Here is a 20,350-nt window from a genome sequence, read left to right on the forward strand (position 1 = left end):
GAATGACAATCGGCAACTTTGATGTTGTAGTTATTGGCTCTGGTGCTTTTGGTGCTAGCGTGGCGTTCCATCTTTCTGCTGCGGGTCGTAACGTAGCTCTGGTCGATCAGGCAGCGATCGCTTCCCAAACTTCTCCTCGGGCTGCAGGCTTGACAGGTCAGGTTCGTCGTTCAGAAATGATGACGCATATCGCGTCGCACTCAGTTAAAAAGATCATCGAATTTACCGAAGAAACTGGCGAGCCACTGGAGTATTTTCAATCAGGCAGCCTTACGCTGGCTCGCACTGCGGAACATGCCGCCTTGATTCACGGAGGTGTTGAGCTCGGCAAATATATGGGGTTGGACGTTGACCTTGTTTCCGCCGAGGAAGCCGCTCAATTAATGCCTTTCTTGAATCCAAAGGATATTCTTGCGGCAGGTTACGTGCGCAGTGATGTCTATTTAGACCCAGGACAACTCCCGCTTGGCTATGCGCGCGCCGCACAGAAGTTAGGCGCTACTTTATTACCTCATACCGAGATAGAGCAGATCATCGTGGAGCGCGGGCAGGTAACTGGGGTGGCTACTTCCCGAGGTGATCTCAAAGCCCCTGTCGTGGTAGATGCAGCCGGTGGCTGGCTAAGGCTTGTAGCATCCTTCGCAGGTGTCGCTTTGCCGGCATTTCCAGTTCGACATCAGTTGATGGTTACCCAGCCACTCGCTGAAGTCACGTCAGCGCAGCCCACCGTCCGAATTCTCGATGCCAATATATACATCCGTCCCGACAGGGGCGGGTTAATGTTTGGCGGTTATGAATCCGATCCGGTTTTTTACGGTGCAAACTCAATGGGCAAGGATTTCCGCATTGAAGATCTGGAGTTGGATATTGATGTATTGAAGCGCCTGGCGAAATCTGTTGAAGCACAATTCCCGATTTTTCGTGATGCAGCTATAAAAGAACACCGTGGTGGGCTGCCTACTATGACAACCGATGGCGATCATATTCTGGGCCCGGTACCCGGCGTAGCAGGCTTGTATGCTATCGGCGGTTGCAATGTTGGGGGTTTCTCGGTGTCTCCGGCGCTAGGTGAATTGCTGGCGCACTGGATCATTGCGGGTGAGCCTTCTATGAACTTGTCGCGAATGCTCCCCTCCCGGTTTGTTGAGAAACTGCCCGAAAGCGATATGCTCGAACAGTGCCGTTCTCGTTATGCCAACTACTACAGTGCAAATCCAACAGAGAACACGACTTCCGCGGAGACCTTGCGGTGAAAGCGCAATTGATTGTAAGGGAAGCATTGACGATCCAATCAATAATTCGCCTGGCCTTAGGCTACGCAATTGCGACAAATGGCCTGGTTCTTATACCGTTTCTGGTTGCGGCGGTGATGTCCCGTTTCGGTTTAGATGAAAGTGTTGCAACACAGATTGCAGGTCTGGAAATTATAGGCATCGCGATTAGCTGCGCTGTATTTCCTCGCTTGATAGCCAAGGCCGCACCGTTATTTGTGGTTATCGGTGTACTCGGCACGGGCTTCGCACAGGCCTTAAGTTATTTTGCTCCAACCATTGAAGTAATGGGGGCTGCACGGAGCATGGCGGGCCTGTTCGAGGGGATGATCTTCGTAGTGATTGCATCGGCTCTCTCACAACGCGTTTGCGCGGAACGCGTTTGGGGGCAAATCAATCTGATCGCAGGCGGATTGAATGGCAGTATTCTGATCTTTGTCTCGCTTCTACCGGATGCGTGGATTAATCGAGGCATTTTCTTTACGGTATTCTGCCTGGTTATTGTGACATCAAAGTACGTACTGCCTATAGGATGTTTTGCTGAAAGGGGCGATAGACTGCGATCAACGTTACCAAAGGGTAAGCCGTCAAGAGCGCTGATTTTTGCGATATGGGCTGTAACGATACTGATTTATGGCGTTCAGGCTTCTCAATGGGCAGTTGCCGGTCTGGTGAGTGAGCGTGCCGGACTGACGACCTCCACCATCGGTATTTTTCTTTCGCTTTCGTCGCTTATCGGTTTTCTCGGCGCGATATTTCCGGCCATGAGTAGAAGCCAGGGTCATCGTTTAGTGCTTATAATCCTGGCGCAGTTAGTGATGATTGTGTCACTGATAGGTTTTTTCGAGTCGAACACGCTGCTATACCTATTTCTAAATCAAGTTGCTTTGAATTGTTCCTTCTTTGTAGTTATTCCTTTTCTCACCGGGTTGCTTTCAGAAATAGACTCCGATGGGACCTTGGTGGCTCGAACGGTTGTACTGACCTTCGTAGGCGCGGGCATCGGCACAGCAATAGCTGGACAACTTTATCATTCATTTGGTGGCCGCCAGTTCGCGATCTTGCTGGGGATCGGTATCGTTCTAGCTATTCCTTTTGTTTGGGCGGCTTTTCGAGAACGGAGGAAGCAACCTTTAAGCTATTCGAGCTGAGTTGTTTCTCACTTACCTGTGAAGGAAAATAAAATGAATCATATGTCCCCTCAGATGACTGTGTGTACCAATTTGCCTTTTGAGATTGCGGAAAGCCCACTATGGGATGATAGGCGGTCATTGCTTTGGTTTGTTGATATCAACAACCATGCCATTCATTCGTACGACCCAAAAAGTGGTGTACTCAATCGTTATCAGATGCCCGCCCTTGTTGGAAGTATCGGTTTATCTGAGGACGAGCGTCTAGTCGCGGCGCTTAAAACAGGCATACATCTGTTTGATCCTGCAACGGGCGAACTTGAGTTCATCGTGAACCCGGAAGTAGACCGTCCCGGTAATCAGCTAAATGACGGAAAAGTTGGGCCGGATGGCTGCTTCTGGGTCGGCAGTATGGACGAGAACAGCATGAATATTTCCGGCGCGTTATACCGTGTTACCGCATCCGGAGAAGTAACCCTGGTTAAGGATGGGATTTTTATCTCCAACGGGCTCGCATGGAGTCCTGATGGAAAAATCATGTATCACTCGGATGGGTTAAGTTCAACAGTCAAGGCGTTTGACTTTGATGTTGCGACTGGTACGATTTCGAACGAGCGAGATTTTTTCACGTTCGATCATGAAGAGTTTGGTTGGCCCGATGGCGCAACTATGGATGTACATGGAAATTACTGGAGTGCCGGTATTTTCAGAGGAAAAATAAATCAGGTTTCTCCCGAAGGAAAACTGTTACGCAGCTTGCAAATGCCCGTTTTAGCTACAACGATGCCTTGTTTGGGGGGAGATGATGTCCCAACTCTTTTTGTGACATCTTTAGCATCGGATGTTGATGATGTGCGACAAGAAGGGGCGTTACTTTCATGCGAGATTGACGTTGCAGGTGTTCCTTCATACAGGTTCAGCGTCGCTGACCTTACGCTGAGTTGACAGGCATTACGACGGATCTTAATCCACTGCGGCTCGCATAAAACGTTGCATAACAGTATGCCAGAGGTCCTGCCGGTAAACCGGCGGGTACCTCTGGCGCTCTGCTTTTTTTAACGCCGTACTGGTCGTCCAGCTCATTGATCAGCGGGTTACAAAGTATAAGAGATACCCACTTGCACCGTACGCGACTCCCCAGGGTAAGCGTAGAAGTTCAGGAACGAGCCTTCGTCGTACTCACGGTTGAACAGGTTCTTCACGTCGAGGTTGAGCCTGACCTTTTCGTTGACCTTGTAATAACTGAGCAAGTCGACAACGGTGTAAGCCCCCATCGAGAACGTGTTATTGGCGGTCTGCCCGGCACGTTCGGCTACGTATTTTCCACCTGCGCCGAGGCCAAACCCTTTAAGCGCGCCGTCCTGAAACTCGTATACGTTGAGCAGGCTGAAGCTACTGCGCGGAATATTCGCCAGCCGTGTTCCGGAGCGCACGGTAGTGTCCCGGGTCACTGCGGCATCCACATAGCCATAGCCGCCGATCATGCGCCACTCGGGCGTCAGATTGCCGGCCACGTTCAGATCGAAGCCGCGGCTGCGGACTTGCCCTGTCGCGACATTGAAGGCCGAGTCAACCGGGTCGACACCCTGGACATTTTTCTTCTCGATCTGATAGATCGCCGCATCGACGCTCAATTGACGGTCCAGCGCTTCCCACTTAACCCCCGCTTCGTAGGACTTGCCCTTCTCCGGCTCGAATCCGCCACCTTGACGACTGGCACCCGTGTTGGGCTTGAACGAGCGCGCGGCATCCGCGTAGATCGCAACCGTGTCAGTGAGGTCATACATTACCCCGATGCGCGGCGTGACGGCGTTGTCGGCGGCGTTCCAGCTCCTGACGCCGGGCACGTAGGATTCGTACTGGTGCTCGAAGCGCTCAAAGCGCGCACCGGCGAGCACCTTTAAACGCTCGGTCAGCGCCACTTGATCCTGGACGAAGGCGGCGTAAGTCTTGAGGTTTTCTTTGTCGTGGGTCGGCGTACGCGTCAGCGCCGGACGTGGCTGGCCATAGACCGGGTTGAAGATATCGATTGGGAAAGCTCCCGCCGCGCCGCTGGAGCGCTGGATGATCGACTTGTAGTCGTAGTCCTCATACTCGATGCCGGTCAGCAACGTGTGATCAAGGCCGCCCGTGGAAAAGCGCCCGGTCAGGTTCAGTTGATAGTCCTGGTCGGTCCAGTCCAGCTTGCGGTAGTTGAAGTTGCGCTGGAGTGTTCGGCCATCGGCGTTGAGGCTGGTGGCATTGTTTGCCTCAACACCATTGCCCTTCATCGTACCGTCCAACCACTGCATACCACCGCCCAGCGTCCAGTTGTCGTTGAGTAGATGCTCGAAGCGCAACTGAGCCATGTTGTTATCGTTGTGCAGGTTACCGGCGTACTTTTCACCCCAGAAGGTCTCACGGGACGGCGTGCCACCCTGGTTGGCGAAGCGGGTCAGGCCTCGGTCAAGCGGATGATTGTTACGCATGAAGTCGCCTTCGAAAATCACCTTGGTGTCGTCATTGACCTGCCAGCTCAGTACCGGTGTGACCCCATAGCGTTCGGTTGAGACATGGTCGCGGAAGGTGTCGCCGCCCTCTCCCACCACGTTGAGGCGATAGGCCAGGCGGCCTTGCTCATCCAGCGGGCCGGAGGCATCGAGGGTGCCGCGCTTCATGCCCTGATCATCCACCTGGCTGCCCAATGTGACCGTACGTTCGGGCAAAGGCTGTTTGGAGACCACGTTGAAGGTACCGCCGGGATCGCCGCGCCCATAGAGCATCGTCGCTGGCCCGCGAAGTACTTCAAGGCGCTCAATGCTGTTGGCGTCCGGCATGCTGGGGTAGCCCCGGTTAATCGGAAAACCGTTACGGTAGAACTCAGCGGTTGTAAACCCACGCACCGTGAAGCTGGTAAGCCCTTGGCCACCGAAATTGTTCGCTCGGCCGACGCCGCCGGCGTAGTCCAGGGCCTCCTGAAGGCGAGTCGCACCAATGTCCTCGACCACGTCCTTGGGCACTACGGTGATGGACTGTGGCGTCTCATGAATTGAGGTGTCAGTGCGCGTGGCACTGGCAGAGCGTGTGGCGCGATACCCTTTGACAGGCCCCTGAGCCGTCTCGGCGTCTACGTCTCCCGTGACATTGAAGGCTTGCAACTCAAGGCTGGCATTTTCGCTGCCGGCCACCTGCGCCCAGGCAACAGGGGCAACCGCCTGAAGTACGCAGAGAGAAATCAGGGTATGACGCATGGATTTTGGACCTAATGGATGAGCGGACGGGAAGGTAAACCTGCCTGGAATTCGGAAGGCATGATATACCAACGGATCTCATTTGCCACTCATTCTCATTTGCAATCTTTCGAGTATCGGCTTTGTACCTCTGCCATCCCAGGGCCGGTATGGCAGGGGCAATTTCTCTAACCTGCTTCGACTGCCTTAAGCACGTCGTAGATCTCGGCAACCACCTGCCCCGTCGCCTGTTCAATCGCCCCCTCATTACGACACAAAACCCACCCCTGTTCGCCCGCCGCTCGCACAAACGCCTGGGTACATTCGACATGCTCCTGCAGCGTATGGATCAACGTACTGCCCAATCCGCGCCGTCGCTGCGCGGCCCTCGACCATGAAACCTCGGGGTCGGTGATGACGCCCACATGCAGGTCCGGCACTCGCACGTGTCGGCCCAGGTTTAACTGCAATATGTCTGCGAACGGGACTGTGCGGCGAAACGCGGCATCTGAAGGGTACCAACGGTCTATCAGGATAATGCTGTCGGCTGGTTGTTTAGTCAGCACGTGCCGGGAAATCCACAGCCGGCTCTCCGCAAAGCGCTCACACACTTTCCACTCCGAATCATCGGTGGGGTTTCTGGCGTGTGTGTTGAGCAGGGCCATGGTCTCAGCCCTGTAGGGATCGCTTTTTCTCTCGCAAAGACGGATCACCTTTTTGTTGTCGGCCCGCAGTGCTTGGGTAACGGCTTCCAACAGCGTGGTTTTACCCGTGCCTTTTGGGCCATCCAGGGAGACAAATAATGGACGATTCATGCTTCACGTAATGATGGATAAGTGATCAACACCTTAACGTAGTTTAGGGTTAATGACGCTTGGCGATGCTATGGCTCACGCAGCAAAAAAGACGTGCCCCATGCCAACGGCTCCAACCCCAGGTGCACCGCCAGCGTCTGGCCGATATCGGCAAAGCTGGCTCGCTCGCCCAACCAGCCCTTCGCCACGCCTGCACCATAAGCCAGTACGGGCACATGCTCGCGGGTATGGTCGCTGCCCGGGCGCGAGGGGTCGCAGCCGTGGTCGGCGCTGATGATCAGCAACGTTTGCGGGTCCATCAACGCCAGTAACTCCGGCAGCCTGCGGTCGAACGCTTCCAGCGCGGCAGCATAGCCGGCCAAGTCTCGGCGATGCCCGTAGAGCATGTCGAAGTCGACGAAATTGGCAAACACCAGGCTGTTGTCGGGTGCTTCCCGGTAGGCTTTGAGCGTGGCATCGAACAGTGCATCGTTGCCATCGGCCTTGTACAAGCGGCTGATACCACGATGGGCGAAAATATCGCCGATTTTGCCCACCGCATGCACGCTGCCGCCGGCGTTGCAGAGGCTGTCCAGCAACGTCGCTGACGGCGGCGGCACGGTGTAGTCGCGGCGATTGGCGGTGCGGCGGAACTGACCTGCGTGTTCGCCGGTGAAGGGTCGGGCAATGACCCTGCCGACCGTGTATTTATCACATAAGGTACGGGCGATTTCACACACCCGGTACAGCGCTTCAAGGCCGAAATGGCTTTCATGGGCGGCGATTTGCATCACGCTGTCGGCCGAGGTGTAGCAAATCGGCTGCCGGCTGCGGATGTGCAATTCACCCAAATCGTCCAGCACCGTGGTGCCCGAGGCATGGCAATTGCCCAGGATGCCCGGCAACCCTGCCTGCTCAATCAGGTCGGCGAGCAGTTGCGGTGGAAAGGACTCGGTCGGTCGCTCGAAATAACCCCAGTCAAACAGCACCGGTACGCCCATCATCTCCCAATGCCCGGACGGCGTGTCCTTGCCGGATGATTGCTCGCGCGCATGGCCAAAGGCGCCGATCGGTGCCGCGTCGCCCCAATTGCCTGGCAGCGGGCCATTGCCACTGGCCGCCGCTGCGGCGCCCAATCCCAACTGGCCCAGATTCGGCAGGGTCAAAGGCCCCCGGCGCAATGGCCCATCGGCCTCACCACGGGCACAGGCTTCGGCGATATGGCGCAAGGTGTCGGCGCCGGTATCGCCAAACAGCGCGGCGTCGGCACTCGCGCCTATGCCCAATGAGTCCAGCACTAATACGATGGCCTTGCTCATAGGATTGCCTGGATCAATTCGCGCGCGGCCAGGCGTTCACCGCCCAGCCGATACGCCGCGCGCAAGGCGGATGCGCCCTGCCCGGCCTGCTCTTGGGTGCGCGCGTGTACCCAGCCCAGGGGCCGTTTTGCATTCACTTGTTCGCCTACAAAGGCCAACTCGCTGAAGCCCACGGACAGGTCCAGCACGTCGTCCGGATGGCTGCGTCCACCGCCCAAGGTCACCACCGCCAACCCCACGGCGCGGGTGTCGATCTCGGTGACACAGCCCTCCTCCTCGGCCCACACCGGCACCGACACGGCAGCCTTGGGTAAATGTTCATCGGGTTTGTCGGTAAAACCCTGCGGACCGCCCAGCGCAACCACCATCTGTTCAAAGCGCTGCAAGGCCGCCCCGCTCTGCCAGGCTTGCAGCAATTGATCACGGGCCTGAGCCTCGTCCCTCGCCAGGCCGGCCATCGTCAGTGCCTGAGTGGCCAGCGCCAACGTCACCGCCCACAGGCGCTCGCTGCGCACCTCGCCCTTGAGCAAAGCGACCGCTTCAGCCACTTCCAGGGCATTGCCGGCACTGCGGGCCAGCGGCTGGTCCATGTCGGTGATCAGGGCACGGGTATTGACTCCTGCACCGTTGGCCACTGCGACGATGCTGGCGGCGAGTGCTTGCGCCTGCTCAGGCTCAGCCATAAAGGCGCCGTTGCCGGTCTTCACATCCATGATCAACACATCGAGGCCGGCGGCGAGTTTCTTGCCGAGGATCGACGCGGTGATCAGGTCGATCGACTCCACCGAGCCGGTCACATCACGGATCACGTACAAGCGCTTGTCCGCCGGCGCGAGGTTGGCGGTCTGGCCGATGATCGCGCAGCCGACTTCGGCCACCACCGCACGCAGGCGTTCGGTGCTGGGGTGGCAGTCGTAGCCGGGGATGCTTTCGAGCTTGTCCAGGGTGCCGCCGGTATGCCCAAGACCACGCCCGGAGATCATCGGCACGTAACACCCGCAGGCCGCCAGCAAGGGCGCGAGCAACAAGCTGATCATGTCGCCGACGCCGCCGGTGGAATGCTTGTCGACTACAGGCCCCGGCAGTTCCCACTTCAGTGTCTGGCCGGAGTCGCGCATTGCCTCGGTCAAGGCAATGCGTTCGCTCACGTCCATGCCCTTGATGAACACCGCCATGGCGAACGCCGCCACTTGCCCATCGCTGAGGCTACCGTCGGCAATGCCGGCGACGAACCGTTGAATGTCGATAGCGGCCAGGGCATGCCCGTCGCGCTTACGGCGAATCACTTCTTGTGGCAACCACATACTGTGCTCCTTACAGCGAAATGAAAAAGCCGACGATCGCCGCGCTCATCAGGTTGGAAAGCGTGCCGCCGATCATGGCCCGCAGGCCCAGCCGCGCCAGTTCTTGACGCCGTTGCGGGGCGATGCCCGTGAGGCCGCCCAGTTGGATCGCAATCGAGGACAGGTTGGCAAAGCCGCACAGGGCGAAGGTGACGATCACCTGGGTGTGTGCCGACAACAGCGGCACCCCGGCTGCGGCGGCCTTGTCTGCGGTCAGGTAATTGGCCAGGTCGGCATAGGCGACGAACTCGTTGAGCACCAGTTTTTCCCCGATAAAACCGCCGGCCAGCACCGCCTCATGCCACGGCACCCCGAGCAGAAACGCGATGGGCGCCAACACGTGCCCGAGCACCAGTTGCAAGGTCAGTTGCGGGTAGCCGAACCAGTTGCCCGCCCAGCCGAGCAGCCCGTTGAACAAGGCGATCAACGCGATAAACGAAAGCAGCATCGCGCCCACCGCCAAGGCCAGGCGCAAGCCGACCTGTGCGCCCTCGGCAGCCGCGTCGATGATATTGGTCGGCCGATTCTCGGCCTGCCCCAGTTCTTCAATCACCTCGTCGGTGCGGGCCGCTTCGGTTTCCGGCTCCATAAGCTTGGCCATCAACAACGCCCCCGGCGCCGACATGAAACACGCCGCGATCAGGTATTTGAGTTCCACCCCCAGCCCGGCGTAACCGAGCAGCACCGAACCTGCTACTGCGGCAAAACCACCGACCATCACCGCGAACAACTCAGAGCGCGTCAGCTTGGCAATGAACGGCCGAACCACCAGCGGCACCTCCGACTGGCCAATGAAAATCGCCGACGTGACCACCATCGACTCGACCCGACTGGTGCCCAGCAACAGACGAAGGCCGCCGCCCACCAGCCGGATAATCCAGCCCATCACGCCGATGTAATACAGCACTGAGATAAAGCTGCCGAAGAACACAATCATCGGCAATACCCGGATAGCAAATACAAACCCGCCATTGCCGAACACTTCAAACATATGCGGTGAACTCAAACCGCCGAACAGAAACTCGATGCCTTTGTTGGCGTAGAGCTGCAGGGACGCCACCGCGCCCGACAACGCGGCGAGCACGGTCTGGCCCCAGGGCACGTACAGCGCAAAAGCGCCGATCAACACCTGAATCACAAAGGCCACCGAAACCGTGCGCCAATTGATCGAGCGTCGCTGGTGGGATAAAGCAATGGCAATGACAATAAGGGTCGCTATTCCGACAAGACTGATCATGCAGGCGTCTCAACAAGGGACCAAGCGGACGCAGGCCGGTTGGCCTGCCCAGGATTAGAAAGCGTCGAAGGCGCCCGGCAGCAATTGCGCCAGGGTCCAGGTACGCGTGGCGGCCGGGTCACTGCCCTGGCAAATCACCACTGCATCCTTGGCCATCAACTCCAGCATCACCTGGCGGCAGGCACCGCAAGGGCTTATCAGTGAAACGTTGGGTGCGTAAACCGCGATGGCCCTGAAACTGCCCGGCGCATGGCCCTGGCTGATGGCACTGAACAAAGCGCTGCGTTCGGCACAATTGGTCAGCCCGTAGGAGATGTTCTCCACGTTGCAGCCCTGTATGACCTCACCGTCGGCGGTCAGCAACGCCGCGCCGACCGGAAATTTGGAATAAGGCGAATACGTACGCTCGGCCGCCCGCTTGGCCTGTTCCATCAAACGCTGTTCAATTGTCATTTACAGGGTGCATCCCATTTTTTGCGAGCACGTCCAGGACGGTCGTGACGCTCTTATGGGTGTTATTAAAATAACATTTGATGTGAATACTCAATCTTTATTTTTGCCCATGAACAAAATCACAAGGAGGCTCAACAATCGGGCCCCGTGCCCGTGGCGGTGCCTGACCACAGCCGGTAACCTGAGCGCTCACCCACGCTGATCACCGAGGCGGCACTTGGATTATTTCGCTGCGCTGACCGCCTTTGTCGAGGCCGCCGAAGGCAATAACTTCTCCCGGGCGGCTGAGCGACTGGGCATCAAGGCATCCACGGTCTCGCGCTACGTGAAGGATCTTGAGCAGGATTTGGGCATCGCCCTTTTCAACCGCTCGACACGCACGCTGCATCTGACCGAAGGCGGCCAGACGTTTCTGCTGCACGCCCGCCGTGTACTGGATGAGCTTGAGCAAGCCAAGGCGGCGACCTCGGCGCTCAACCAGCAACCCCGTGGGGTGCTCAAGCTTAATTTACCGCCAGCGTTTGCCCGTCACCACATCCTGCCGGTGTTGAACGTTTTCCTGGCGCGCTACCCGCAAATCAAGCTGGAGTTGGTACTGGATAACGCCCAGGTCAACCTGATTCATTCAGGCGTAGACCTGGCCATTCGGATTGGCGCCCTGCCCGACTCCACGCTCAAGGCGCGCAAGATCTGCGGGGGGAAGTACCTGTTGGTGGCCAGCCCAGCGTTTTGTGAGCAGTACGCGGCCCCAGCGACACCGGCAGACCTGGCCAGCCTGCCCGCCATCTTGAGCCTCCATGATGTTGCCTTCGAGGCCGGTGGTGAAGTCCTGCCGCTGGTATACGGCGACTGTATCCGTATCAACGACCTGGACGCGCAACTGCTCGCTGCGCGCCAAGGCCTGGGCTTTGCCTTGCTGCCGGATTGGCTGGTGAGCAAAAGCCTTGAGGCGGGCGAGCTACAGGCCTGGTTGCCGCACTGGAACATCCTGGGGGCTGAACAGGCGTTCGCGGTGTGGTTTGTCTACCCGCCCAAGCGCATCGTGTCGTCCAAGGTCCGCTGTTTTATTGACTTTGTCGTCGAACAGCTGGGCGAAACGCCGTATTGGAAATAAGACAAAACCTGTGGGAGCTGGCTGGCCTGCGATGCAAGCAGCTCGGTACATCAGGCAGACCGAGTTGATGCAATCGCAGGCCAGCCAGCTCCCACATTTTGACCGAGTACTGTCAGCTGAAGCGGATATCCAGGGCCCGCAGGTAGGTTTGCAGCCCGGCGTCCTGGATCGGGATCAGGAATGCCTCGGTGTCCGATTCGTTGAAATGCGCATGCCAATAGCCCGGTGGCGTTACGAACGCCAGGCCCGGCGACCAGTCCACCCGCACCGGGTTGCGGATCTGACCGTCGGCGTCCAGCTCCGTGCCCACCAGTGAATAACAGCCCTTGGGGCAGTCGATGATGAAATCCAGCGCAATCGACTGGTGCCGGTGCGGCTTCTGGATCGAGCCCGCCGGCAGAATGCCGTACATGGCCCAAAGCACATGCGTGACCGTTCGGGTCTGGGGGAAATTGCGGTTGCCGAGCAAAATGCTGATGCGGCTGCGGTCCTGGGCGCGGGGATCATCCGCCGCTTCCCGCAGCTTCTGGTTGGCCAGCGCGGCGGGATACAGCGTCGGCACGAAGCGATCAGCGCTGCGCGTCACGCCCAGGTAGCGCAACAGCGGTTCGTCATGCACGTAGTACAGGCGTGCATCCTGTGACGCACTGAAACGCGCGGGCTGCAGGCCAGGCAGCGCGATAAAGCAACCGCTGGACCATGGGATATCATGCTCGCCCTGCACCACCCGGCCCTCGCCTGCGATGACATAAAACACCTGTGAGGTCGCATTGGGGTGCAGGTCCAGGGCATCACCGGCGTTCAAGCGAATAAAGTTGGCACACAACCCCGGCCCGGTCGCCGGGCCTTCACAGCCCAACGCGTCCCTGAGGTCCAGCGCGACCACCCGCGAGGCGCCGCTGTCGTACAGCGAGGCCGGGAAGCTGTGGTAGGGAATGCGGGTAATCAGGTTGGCACTGATCGGGTTGGCCGCCTTGCTGTATTCGAAGTACTCGGCGTCCACTTGCTCGTTTGGCACTGCATCGGTCAGGTCGGGTTTGAATTCGCGGTTCATCAATCACCTCAGGCTTGGGCGGGTTTGAATCCACTATAGGCAGTGCGTCTGCAGGGATTAAGCACTGTGTCGGCACAGCAGTTGTGCAGGATGGGGCGGCTCCGCCCTGCGACGGTGCAATCGGTCTGTCCAGCGCCTGAGCGTGAACCGATGATCCATATGTTCGGCGTTATCTCATGCTCAAACGTCATAATCCCCGGTTCCTCTGCGTGGTAATCTTGGCGCCACCACGAATAGACATTGATCGTCACATGACGATGACCAAAGCCAGGAAAGAACATGCCAAAGATTTCTCACTCAGCGTTGCGCCGCAACTTCCGTGAACTGCTTGCAAAACACATCTGCGTTGAAACCGCCTCCGTCTTCGACCCCATGTCCGCGCGCATCGCCGCCGACCTGGGTTTTGAAGTCGGCATCCTCGGTGGTTCGGTCGCCTCGTTGCAGGTACTGGCGGCCCCCGATTTTGCGTTGATCACACTGAGTGAGTTCGTTGAACAGGCCACCCGCATCGGCCGCGTCGCCCAACTGCCGTTTATTGCCGACGCCGACCACGGTTACGGCAATGCGCTGAACGTGATGCGCACGGTCGAAGAACTTGAGCGTGCCGGTGTGGCCGCGCTGACCATTGAAGACACGCTGTTGCCGGCGCAGTTCGGGCGCAAGTCCACCGACTTGATTTCCGTCGAGGAAGGCATCGGCAAAGTCAAGGCGGCGCTGGAAGCGCGTGTCGACCCTGAACTGTCGATCATTGCGCGCACCAATGCCGGCGTGCTGCCCACCGAAGATGTCATCGCACGCACCAAGGCCTACGAGAAAGCCGGCGCGGACGGCATCTGCATGGTTGGAGTCAAAGACTTCGACCACCTTGAGCAGATCGCCGCCAACCTGACGGTGCCGTTGATGCTGGTGACCTACGGCAACCCGCAGCTCAATGACAGCGAGCGCCTGGCGGCCCTGGGCGTGCGCATTGTGGTGGCCGGCCACGGCGCCTACTTTGCGTCGATCAAAGCCACTTACGACAGCCTGCGTGCCCAGCGCAAGCTGACCGGCAGCACCTCCAACCTCAGCGCTACGGAGCTGACCCATACCTACACATTGCCGGAAAGCTATGTGGCCTGGGCTGAAGAGTTTATGGATGTAAAAGAGTAATTGATGCAGATCGGTTTTAGGCGGGAGGGGCTTGCTCCCACCTCTGACCGCAGCCAGGCACATGCAACAGTGTTGTTACACACCCGAATTAAATTCAGCACACTTATATAGCCATGATTGATAAAGCGATGGCGATGATGAATTTTTATATAAGTGCGTTTAACTTAATAAAAAAATCCGCCGCAGAGCCTGCGGCGGCAAACCAAAGGTTTTTGTCGAAGCAGAGCGGCTAAGACCCCATCAACGCTACACCTTTAAAAAATTAAACGAGGTGAAGTTTAATTAATCCAGTTTAATCCCCGCCACCGCTGCAACCCTCGAAAAATGTGATAAAAATCAGCTTCGACAACCACGTCGAGCACAATAAAAACAGCATTACGCTTACCTGAAACATCTGCCATACAACCTTAAGCGCACTCCAAGCATGCGGTGTTTCTGTGAACGCGTTAATTATTCCGGGGAAGTAACAACATGATCAAACAGTGGAGCCTGTTAACGCTGGCGGTGTGCGCCAGTATCAGCCAAGCGGCCCTCGCCGAGTCGGTCAGCGACCAAGCCGATTCCAAAGGTTTTATCGACGGCAGTAGCATTACCGGGTTGTTGCGCAACTATTACTTCGACCGCGACCGCCAAAGTGGCAAGGCCGACAACCGCGACTGGACTCAAGGCGCGATGCTCAACTACGCCTCGGGCTTTACCCAGGGCACCATCGGCTTTGGTGTGGATGCCTACGCCTACGGCGCGATGAAACTCGACGCCACCCATGCCGATGCCGGCACCGGTGAATTGCCGACCAACCGCAATGGCGACCCGGAAAATGGCTACGGTTCGGTGGGCGCTGCGGTAAAGATCAAGGTCTCCAAGACCCAGCTCAAATTCGGTGACATGCAACCCACCGCGCCGGTATTCGCCACCGGCGGTACGCGTATTTTGCCGCAGACCGCCACCGGCTTTGACCTGACCAGCAGCGAAATCGCCGGCCTGGACCTGGAAGCCGGGCACTTCACCAGCACCAACAGTGGCATGACCAGCAACCATGACCACGATATCTACGCGACCTACGCCAACGTGGCGGCCAACAGCGCAAGTTTTGTCGGCGGCAAATACACTTTCACCCCGTCGTTGAGCGCGACCCTGTATGCCGGCGAGCTGGAGGACATCTGGCGCCAGTACTACACCAACCTCAACTACGTGATCGCGCTGGGGCATGACCAGTCACTGGCGCTGGACGGCAACCTGTACCGCACCCTCGACACCGGCAGCGCCAAGGCCGGGGCCATCAACAACACCACCTACTCGGTGGCGGCGGCCTACTCGTTCCTGGCGGCGCATACCCTGACGCTGTCGTTCCAGAAAGTCCACGGCGACACGCCGTTCGACTACATCGGCACCGGCAACAACGGCGCGGGCGAAGGCGGCGACTCGGTGTTCCTGGCCAACTCGATCCAATGGGGCGACTTCAACGGGCCGGGCGAACAGTCGTGGGGCGTGCGTTATGACCTGAACATGGCCAGCTACGGCGTACCGGGTTTGAGCTTCATGACCCGTTACGTCAACGGCTCGGATATCAACGGTACTCACACCCCGACCAACAGCGCCTATGCCGGCGACTACGGCGCCGACGGCGACCACCACGAGACCGATGTCGAAGCCAAATACGTGCTGCAAAGCGGCCCGGCGAAAAACCTGTCGTTTCGCGTGCGTGACGCCATGGTTTCATCCAACGCTGACCAACGCGATGGCAAGTTGAATGAACTGCGGGTGATCGTCGACTACCCGTTTACCCTGTTGTAAGTGGCTTGGTTGCGCGGGCCTATGGTTTCGTGGCCCGCGCATTCAGGCGCTATGCCGCGCGTTTTAGAACGTCTCAGGGCCTGACAATGAACCCGCTGTAATCGGTCGACGGCTGCATTTCAAAGTAAGTCTGCTGAGCATTAAGCGCAGGAACAGGACCGTGGAGGAATAATCTCACGTGCTGGCCACTGGTCCATCCTTCGGCCACAGGGTCAGTGGGTTTGATTTTCACCCGGATGGGCACGGGCTTATTGGCTGTCTCGAACTTAAGCCACGTCACGACCAGGATGGCCTTGTCCAGGACAGTGGCAGTCGCTTGGGCATAAATGACCTTTTGATCACATTCCAGTAACGCAATGTTCTTTTGGGAGGCGTTCATCTGAGCGAAAGCGTCGAAGTAAGCCAGTTGCCGCCCAGCGATCGATAACGGCGCTTGGTGACGTTGACTCACTGACATCGCGGACCATGCGTCAACCACCTCGGCCAGGGTGCCCGGGTGCATGGCAGGCGCCTCACTCACTTGCGCTACCAACGCTTGCATTTGCGCCTGCGAAGGTTTGGCGCTTTTACGTCGTTTGGCCAGTTTGCCCAGATGACTGGGAATCAACGGCGGCGCTATATGGGCAGGTCTTGGAGTGAGTTGCACAGGAACGTCGGACGCTTGAGTTTTTTCCTTTTCGTGCGCGCAGCCTGGCTTATGTGAATTCAGGGCTTTGAAAAAAAAGTTATCCCTTTGCGAAATTGAAGCCACAACTTCTTCGAGGCAACATTCGCAAAAATAAAAAAGTGCTCTGTCGCTATGGGCAAAGCGGGCTGACACCTTCGCGTCCATGTCCCAACACACTGCCTCCGTCATCAGTTCTTTTGCCATCAGGTGTGCTTACCCTTTACTTAGCGTTGTTTAGCCCACCAGCTTACCTATCAACGTTGTGAGCGACCACCGTAACGGACGCCGTGACCTTGCCGCCCCCTGTGTTTAAACTGCGCACCAACATTCGTTCCAATTTTTTATGAGGCGCCCATGGCCAACCACGACCTGTCCTTCACCCCCGACCCGGATGCCAATTCCATCTCCAGCGACGTCATCGGTTTCAATGGCATCCTGGTCTCCACCCAAATTCCGACCCACGCCGACGGCAGCCTGGAACTGGGCGATATCACCCTGCAAAGCGAATGCACCCTGCAAGCGCTGAAGGTCGCGCTGGAGAAAGCCGGCAGCTCCATGGACCGGGTGATGCACCTGACCATCTACCTCACCGACATGGCTGATCGTGCGGCATTCAACGACGTCTACAAGCGCTTTTTCGCCAAGCCCTGGCCTGTGCGTGCAGCCGTTGGCGTTGCTGCGTTGGCGGTAGAAGGCATGCGCGTGGAAGTCACCGCGATGGCAGCCAAAGCCTGAGTTCCAAGCCACAACACCCATCCACTGTGGGAGCTGGCTTGCCTGCGATGGCATCACCTCGGTGTGCCTGATGGACCGAGTTGCCCACATCGCAAGCAAGCCGGCTACCACATGGCAGCCCTGCGGTAGATGCCGGTCAGGCATTTCACAGCTACAATGCGCGCCTCAACCGTGACAAGCCTGACTAAAAAAACTATGTCCTTGCCCAAGCACCACCTGGAATTGCTCAGCCCGGCCCGTGATGTCGCCATTGCACGCGAGGCTATCTTGCATGGCGCCGACGCCATCTACATCGGCGGCCCAAGCTTCGGCGCACGCCATAATGCGTGCAACGAGGTGAGCGATATCGCTCAACTGGTCGAATTCGCCCGCCGTTACCACGCCCGTGTGTTCACCACCATCAACACCATCCTGCATGACAACGAGCTGGAGCCTGCGCGCAAGCTGATCCATCAGTTGTACGACGCCGGTGTCGATGCCTTGATCGTGCAAGACCTGGGCGTGATGGAGCTGGATATTCCGCCCATCGAGCTGCACGCCAGCACCCAGACCGATATTCGCACCCTGGCCCGCGCCAAATTTCTCGACCAGGCCGGTTTTTCGCAGTTGGTATTGGCCCGTGAGCTGAACCTGCAAGAGATCCGCGCCATCGCCGACGAGACCGACGCGGCCGTCGAGTTCTTCATCCACGGTGCGCTGTGTGTGGCGTTCTCCGGGCAGTGCAACATCTCCCATGCGCAAAATGGCCGCAGCGCCAACCGTGGCGACTGCTCCCAGGCCTGCCGCCTGCCCTACACATTGAAAGATGACCAGGGCCGCGTCGTGGCCTTTGAAAAGCACCTGCTGTCGATGAAAGACAACAACCAGAGCGCCAACATCCGCGCCCTGGTCGAAGCCGGCGTGCGTTCGTTCAAGATCGAAGGGCGCTACAAGGACATGGGCTATGTGAAAAACATCACCGCCTATTACCGCCAGCGCCTTGACGACGTGCTTGAAGATCGCCCGGACCTGGCCCGCGCCTCCAGCGGCCGTACTGCGCATTTCTTCCTGCCCGACCCGGAGAAAACCTTCCACCGGGGCAGCACCGACTATTTCGTCACCGACCGCAAGGTCGACATCGGCGCTTTCGATACCCCGACCTTTACCGGCCTGCCGGTGGGAGTAGTGGAAAAAGCCGGCAAGCGTGACCTGCAGGTGGTCACCCATGAGCCGCTGTCCAATGGCGATGGCCTCAATGTGCTGGTCAAGCGCGAGGTTGTGGGTTTCCGTGCCAACATCGCCGAAGCCAAGGGCGAGTTTGAGGAAGATGGCCAGAAGCGCTATCGCTACCGCGTTGAGCCAAATGAAATGCCGGCCGGCCTGCATCAGCTGCGCCCGAACCATCCGCTGAACCGCAACCTCGACCATAACTGGCAACAAGCGCTGCTCAAAACCTCCGCCGAGCGCCGCATCGGCCTGGCCTGGGTGGCACGCCTGCGTGAAGACCAGCTTGAAGTCACCGCCACCAGCGAAGAAGGCATCAACGCCAGCGTCACCCTGCCCGGCCCGTTTGGCGTGGCCAACAAGCCGGAACAGGCGCTCGACACCCTGCGCGATCTGCTTGGCCAACTCGGCACCACCGAGTACCACGCCACGCACATCGAGCTGGATGCACCGCAGGCGTTCTTCGTCCCCAACTCGCAACTCAAGGCCTTGCGCCGTGAGGTGATCGAGGCATTGACTGCCGCACGCGTTGCCGCGCACCCGCGTGGCGGGCGTAAAGCGGAAACCTCGCCGCCGCCGGTGTACCCGGAAGCGCACCTGTCGTTCCTGGCCAACGTCTACAACCAGAAGGCCCGCGACTTCTACCACCGTCACGGCGTCAAGCTGATCGACGCCGCCTTCGAAGCCCACGAAGAAACCGGCGAAGTGCCGGTGATGATCACCAAACACTGCCTGCGTTTCTCGTTCAACCTGTGCCCTAAACAGGCCAAGGGTGTGACCGGCGTGAAAACCAAGGTGGCGCCGATGCAGTTGATTCACGGCGACGAAGTGCTGACCCTCAAGTTCGACTGCAAGCCATGCGAGATGCACGTGGTGGGCAAGATCAAGGGGCATATCCTTGGGTTGCCGCAGCCGGGCAGTAAGGTGGAGCATTTCAACCCGGAAAACATCATCTTTCAGGGTACGCACTAGCCCTTGGGACGCGGGGCCACCACCAGCCCCGCTGCAACCCCGCTGCCGCCAGCAGGATTGCGGCCACGCCCAGCCATTGCAGCCAGCCCAGGCGATGGCCGAACGCAATCCAGTCGACGACAATCGCCGCGATTGGATAGATAAACGACAGTGCCCCGGTGATGGCAGTGGGCAGTTTCTGGATCGCACCGTACAACAACACGTACATCAAACCGGTGTGCACCACCCCCAGCGTGACCAGCGCGGCCCAGGCAGTTGGCGCTGTCGGCAGGCTGTTCCAGGGCACCAACGGCGCCAGCAGTAATGCGCCGGTTGTCACCTGGATCAACGCCATCAGATGCGGCGGCACTTCCTTGAGGCGCTTGATGATCAGCGCGGCAACCGCATACAAAAACGCCGCGCCCAGGGCCAGGGCAATCCCCGCCAGGTAATCGGCGCCACCGCTTTGCTGCTCGCCATGGGCGGTGACAATCGCCAACATGCCGAGAAACGCGATGCTCAACCACGCCAGTTTCTGCACGGTGATTTTCTCACCTAGAAATACTGCAGCCAGCATCACCAACATAAACGGCTGCACGTTGTACACCGCCGTGCTGATGGCAATGGACGCGTGGGAATAGGATTCGAACAACAGCAGCCAATTGCCGACGATGGCCACGCCACTGAGCATCGCCAGGCCGAACTTGGCCCTGGTGAGCAGTTCCAGGCGCAGATAACCCAGCAATGCGCAGACCAGCAACAAGGCCACTGCGCCGATCACGCAGCGCCAGAACACCACCTCGATCACCGATACACCCGAGACCCATACAAACCAGCCAATGCTGCCCGAGATCAGCATGGCGGCGACCATTTCCCACGACCCGCGACGGATAGATGTGTCCACGATGAAAGCTCCTCAAGTGAGCC

General features: G+C 58.4%; 17 protein-coding genes. 8 read left to right on the plus strand and 9 right to left on the minus strand.

Translation table 11 applies throughout. The features are described from left to right. The first annotated feature begins 2 nt into the window (after nt 1-2). Genes AOA59_RS22960 through AOA59_RS22970 form a run of 3 tightly spaced genes read left to right on the plus strand, consistent with a single transcriptional unit; the run spans nt 3 to nt 3,346 of the window. The gene (locus AOA59_RS22960; RefSeq protein WP_099489164.1) at nt 3-1,253 is read left to right on the plus strand and encodes an FAD-binding oxidoreductase; all 1,251 of its coding nucleotides are present in this window, start codon (nt 3-5) and stop codon (nt 1,251-1,253) included. Further along, nucleotides 1,250-2,422 (plus strand): MFS transporter, encoded by a 1,173-nt coding sequence (locus tag AOA59_RS22965; RefSeq protein ID WP_256593101.1) that lies wholly within the window; start codon nt 1,250-1,252, stop codon nt 2,420-2,422. Before AOA59_RS22960 ends, AOA59_RS22965 begins: the two co-directional genes overlap by 4 nt. A 33-nt stretch (nt 2,423-2,455) precedes the next feature. Then, entirely contained in the window at nt 2,456-3,346 is an 891-nt protein-coding gene (locus tag AOA59_RS22970) for an SMP-30/gluconolactonase/LRE family protein (protein WP_256593102.1), read from the plus strand. A gap of 149 nt (nt 3,347-3,495) precedes the next feature. Here the strand turns inward: AOA59_RS22970 and AOA59_RS22975 are convergent, their stop codons facing one another. The 6 genes from AOA59_RS22975 to AOA59_RS23000 form a co-directional block, all read right to left on the minus strand. Further along, the gene (locus AOA59_RS22975) at nt 3,496-5,631 is read right to left on the minus strand and encodes a TonB-dependent siderophore receptor (protein ID WP_099489165.1); all 2,136 of its coding nucleotides are present in this window, start codon (nt 5,629-5,631) and stop codon (nt 3,496-3,498) included. Between the two features lie 167 nt (nt 5,632-5,798). After that, nucleotides 5,799-6,425, minus strand: a complete 627-nt coding sequence (locus AOA59_RS22980; RefSeq protein WP_099489166.1) for a dTMP kinase — start codon at nt 6,423-6,425, stop codon at nt 5,799-5,801. A 68-nt stretch (nt 6,426-6,493) separates the two neighbouring features. Continuing rightward, nucleotides 6,494-7,723, minus strand: a complete 1,230-nt coding sequence (locus AOA59_RS22985) for a phosphopentomutase (RefSeq protein WP_099489167.1) — start codon at nt 7,721-7,723, stop codon at nt 6,494-6,496. Beyond that, nucleotides 7,720-9,027, minus strand: coding sequence for a thymidine phosphorylase (deoA, locus tag AOA59_RS22990; RefSeq protein WP_099489168.1), 1,308 nt, complete (start codon nt 9,025-9,027; stop codon nt 7,720-7,722). Before deoA ends, AOA59_RS22985 begins: the two co-directional genes overlap by 4 nt. Nucleotides 9,028-9,037: 10 nt before the next feature. Next, complete coding sequence (locus AOA59_RS22995; protein WP_017135630.1) at nt 9,038-10,303, minus strand: NupC/NupG family nucleoside CNT transporter; 1,266 nt, start codon at nt 10,301-10,303, stop codon at nt 9,038-9,040. Nucleotides 10,304-10,357: 54 nt separating this feature from the next. Beyond that, nucleotides 10,358-10,756 (minus strand): cytidine deaminase, encoded by a 399-nt coding sequence (locus AOA59_RS23000; RefSeq protein ID WP_099489169.1) that lies wholly within the window; start codon nt 10,754-10,756, stop codon nt 10,358-10,360. A gap of 217 nt (nt 10,757-10,973) precedes the next feature. On the opposite strand from AOA59_RS23000, the gene AOA59_RS23005 reads away from it, so the two are divergent. Next, complete coding sequence (locus AOA59_RS23005; protein ID WP_099489170.1) at nt 10,974-11,870, plus strand: LysR family transcriptional regulator; 897 nt, start codon at nt 10,974-10,976, stop codon at nt 11,868-11,870. A gap of 112 nt (nt 11,871-11,982) precedes the next feature. Here AOA59_RS23005 and AOA59_RS23010 read toward each other — a convergent pair whose 3' ends face one another. Then, nucleotides 11,983-12,924: a cupin gene (locus AOA59_RS23010; RefSeq protein ID WP_099489171.1), complete on the minus strand. Its 942-nt coding sequence runs from the start codon at nt 12,922-12,924 to the stop codon at nt 11,983-11,985. A gap of 279 nt (nt 12,925-13,203) precedes the next feature. Between AOA59_RS23010 and AOA59_RS23015 the strand changes: the two genes are divergently transcribed. Both AOA59_RS23015 and AOA59_RS23020 read left to right on the plus strand, forming a co-directional pair. Further along, a complete protein-coding gene (locus AOA59_RS23015; protein ID WP_065930054.1) occupies nt 13,204-14,073 on the plus strand; it encodes an oxaloacetate decarboxylase in 870 nt (289 codons plus the stop codon). Nucleotides 14,074-14,544: 471 nt separating this feature from the next. After that, complete coding sequence (locus tag AOA59_RS23020) at nt 14,545-15,867, plus strand: OprD family porin (protein WP_065930055.1); 1,323 nt, start codon at nt 14,545-14,547, stop codon at nt 15,865-15,867. A 73-nt stretch (nt 15,868-15,940) separates the two neighbouring features. Here AOA59_RS23020 and AOA59_RS23025 read toward each other — a convergent pair whose 3' ends face one another. Further along, nucleotides 15,941-16,738, minus strand: coding sequence for a hypothetical protein (locus AOA59_RS23025; protein ID WP_099489172.1), 798 nt, complete (start codon nt 16,736-16,738; stop codon nt 15,941-15,943). A gap of 150 nt (nt 16,739-16,888) precedes the next feature. Here AOA59_RS23025 and AOA59_RS23030 point away from each other — a divergent pair, with 150 nt between their 5' ends. Next, nucleotides 16,889-17,269 carry a RidA family protein gene (locus AOA59_RS23030; RefSeq protein ID WP_099489173.1) on the plus strand — a complete coding sequence of 127 codons (381 nt, stop codon included), beginning with the start codon at nt 16,889-16,891 and terminating at the stop codon, nt 17,267-17,269. Between the two features lie 195 nt (nt 17,270-17,464). Next, on the plus strand, nt 17,465-19,444 hold the full coding sequence (locus tag AOA59_RS23035; RefSeq protein ID WP_065930058.1) for a U32 family peptidase: 1,980 nt from the start codon (nt 17,465-17,467) through the stop codon (nt 19,442-19,444). On the opposite strand, the gene AOA59_RS23040 is transcribed toward AOA59_RS23035, so the two are convergent. Then, nucleotides 19,422-20,327: a DMT family transporter gene (locus AOA59_RS23040; RefSeq protein ID WP_099489174.1), complete on the minus strand. Its 906-nt coding sequence runs from the start codon at nt 20,325-20,327 to the stop codon at nt 19,422-19,424. The two genes, AOA59_RS23035 and AOA59_RS23040, sit on opposite strands and share 23 nt — an antisense overlap. Nucleotides 20,328-20,350: the final 23 nt, after the last annotated feature.

Source organism: Pseudomonas sp. 2822-15 (assembly GCF_002742515.1).
Taxonomy (GTDB): domain Bacteria; phylum Pseudomonadota; class Gammaproteobacteria; order Pseudomonadales; family Pseudomonadaceae; genus Aquipseudomonas; species Aquipseudomonas salomonii.

Bases quoted from the DNA above. Each gene is read 5' to 3' on its own strand.
- AOA59_RS23030 (WP_099489173.1), top strand. From the start codon at position 16,889: ATGGCCAACCACGACCTGTCCTTCACCCCCGACCCGGATGCCAATTCC.
- AOA59_RS23035 (WP_065930058.1), top strand. From the start codon at position 17,465: ATGTCCTTGCCCAAGCACCACCTGGAATTGCTCAGCCCGGCCCGTGAT.
- AOA59_RS23025 (WP_099489172.1), bottom strand. From the start codon at position 16,738: ATGGCAAAAGAACTGATGACGGAGGCAGTGTGTTGGGACATGGACGCG.
- AOA59_RS23020 (WP_065930055.1), top strand. From the start codon at position 14,545: ATGATCAAACAGTGGAGCCTGTTAACGCTGGCGGTGTGCGCCAGTATC.
- AOA59_RS23015 (WP_065930054.1), top strand. From the start codon at position 13,204: ATGCCAAAGATTTCTCACTCAGCGTTGCGCCGCAACTTCCGTGAACTG.
- AOA59_RS22995 (WP_017135630.1), bottom strand. From the start codon at position 10,303: ATGATCAGTCTTGTCGGAATAGCGACCCTTATTGTCATTGCCATTGCT.
- deoA (WP_099489168.1), bottom strand. From the start codon at position 9,027: ATGTGGTTGCCACAAGAAGTGATTCGCCGTAAGCGCGACGGGCATGCC.
- AOA59_RS22960 (WP_099489164.1), top strand. From the start codon at position 3: ATGACAATCGGCAACTTTGATGTTGTAGTTATTGGCTCTGGTGCTTTT.
- AOA59_RS22985 (WP_099489167.1), bottom strand. From the start codon at position 7,723: ATGAGCAAGGCCATCGTATTAGTGCTGGACTCATTGGGCATAGGCGCG.
- AOA59_RS22980 (WP_099489166.1), bottom strand. From the start codon at position 6,425: ATGAATCGTCCATTATTTGTCTCCCTGGATGGCCCAAAAGGCACGGGT.
- AOA59_RS22970 (WP_256593102.1), top strand. From the start codon at position 2,456: ATGAATCATATGTCCCCTCAGATGACTGTGTGTACCAATTTGCCTTTT.
- AOA59_RS22975 (WP_099489165.1), bottom strand. From the start codon at position 5,631: ATGCGTCATACCCTGATTTCTCTCTGCGTACTTCAGGCGGTTGCCCCT.
- AOA59_RS23010 (WP_099489171.1), bottom strand. From the start codon at position 12,924: ATGAACCGCGAATTCAAACCCGACCTGACCGATGCAGTGCCAAACGAG.
- AOA59_RS23000 (WP_099489169.1), bottom strand. From the start codon at position 10,756: ATGACAATTGAACAGCGTTTGATGGAACAGGCCAAGCGGGCGGCCGAG.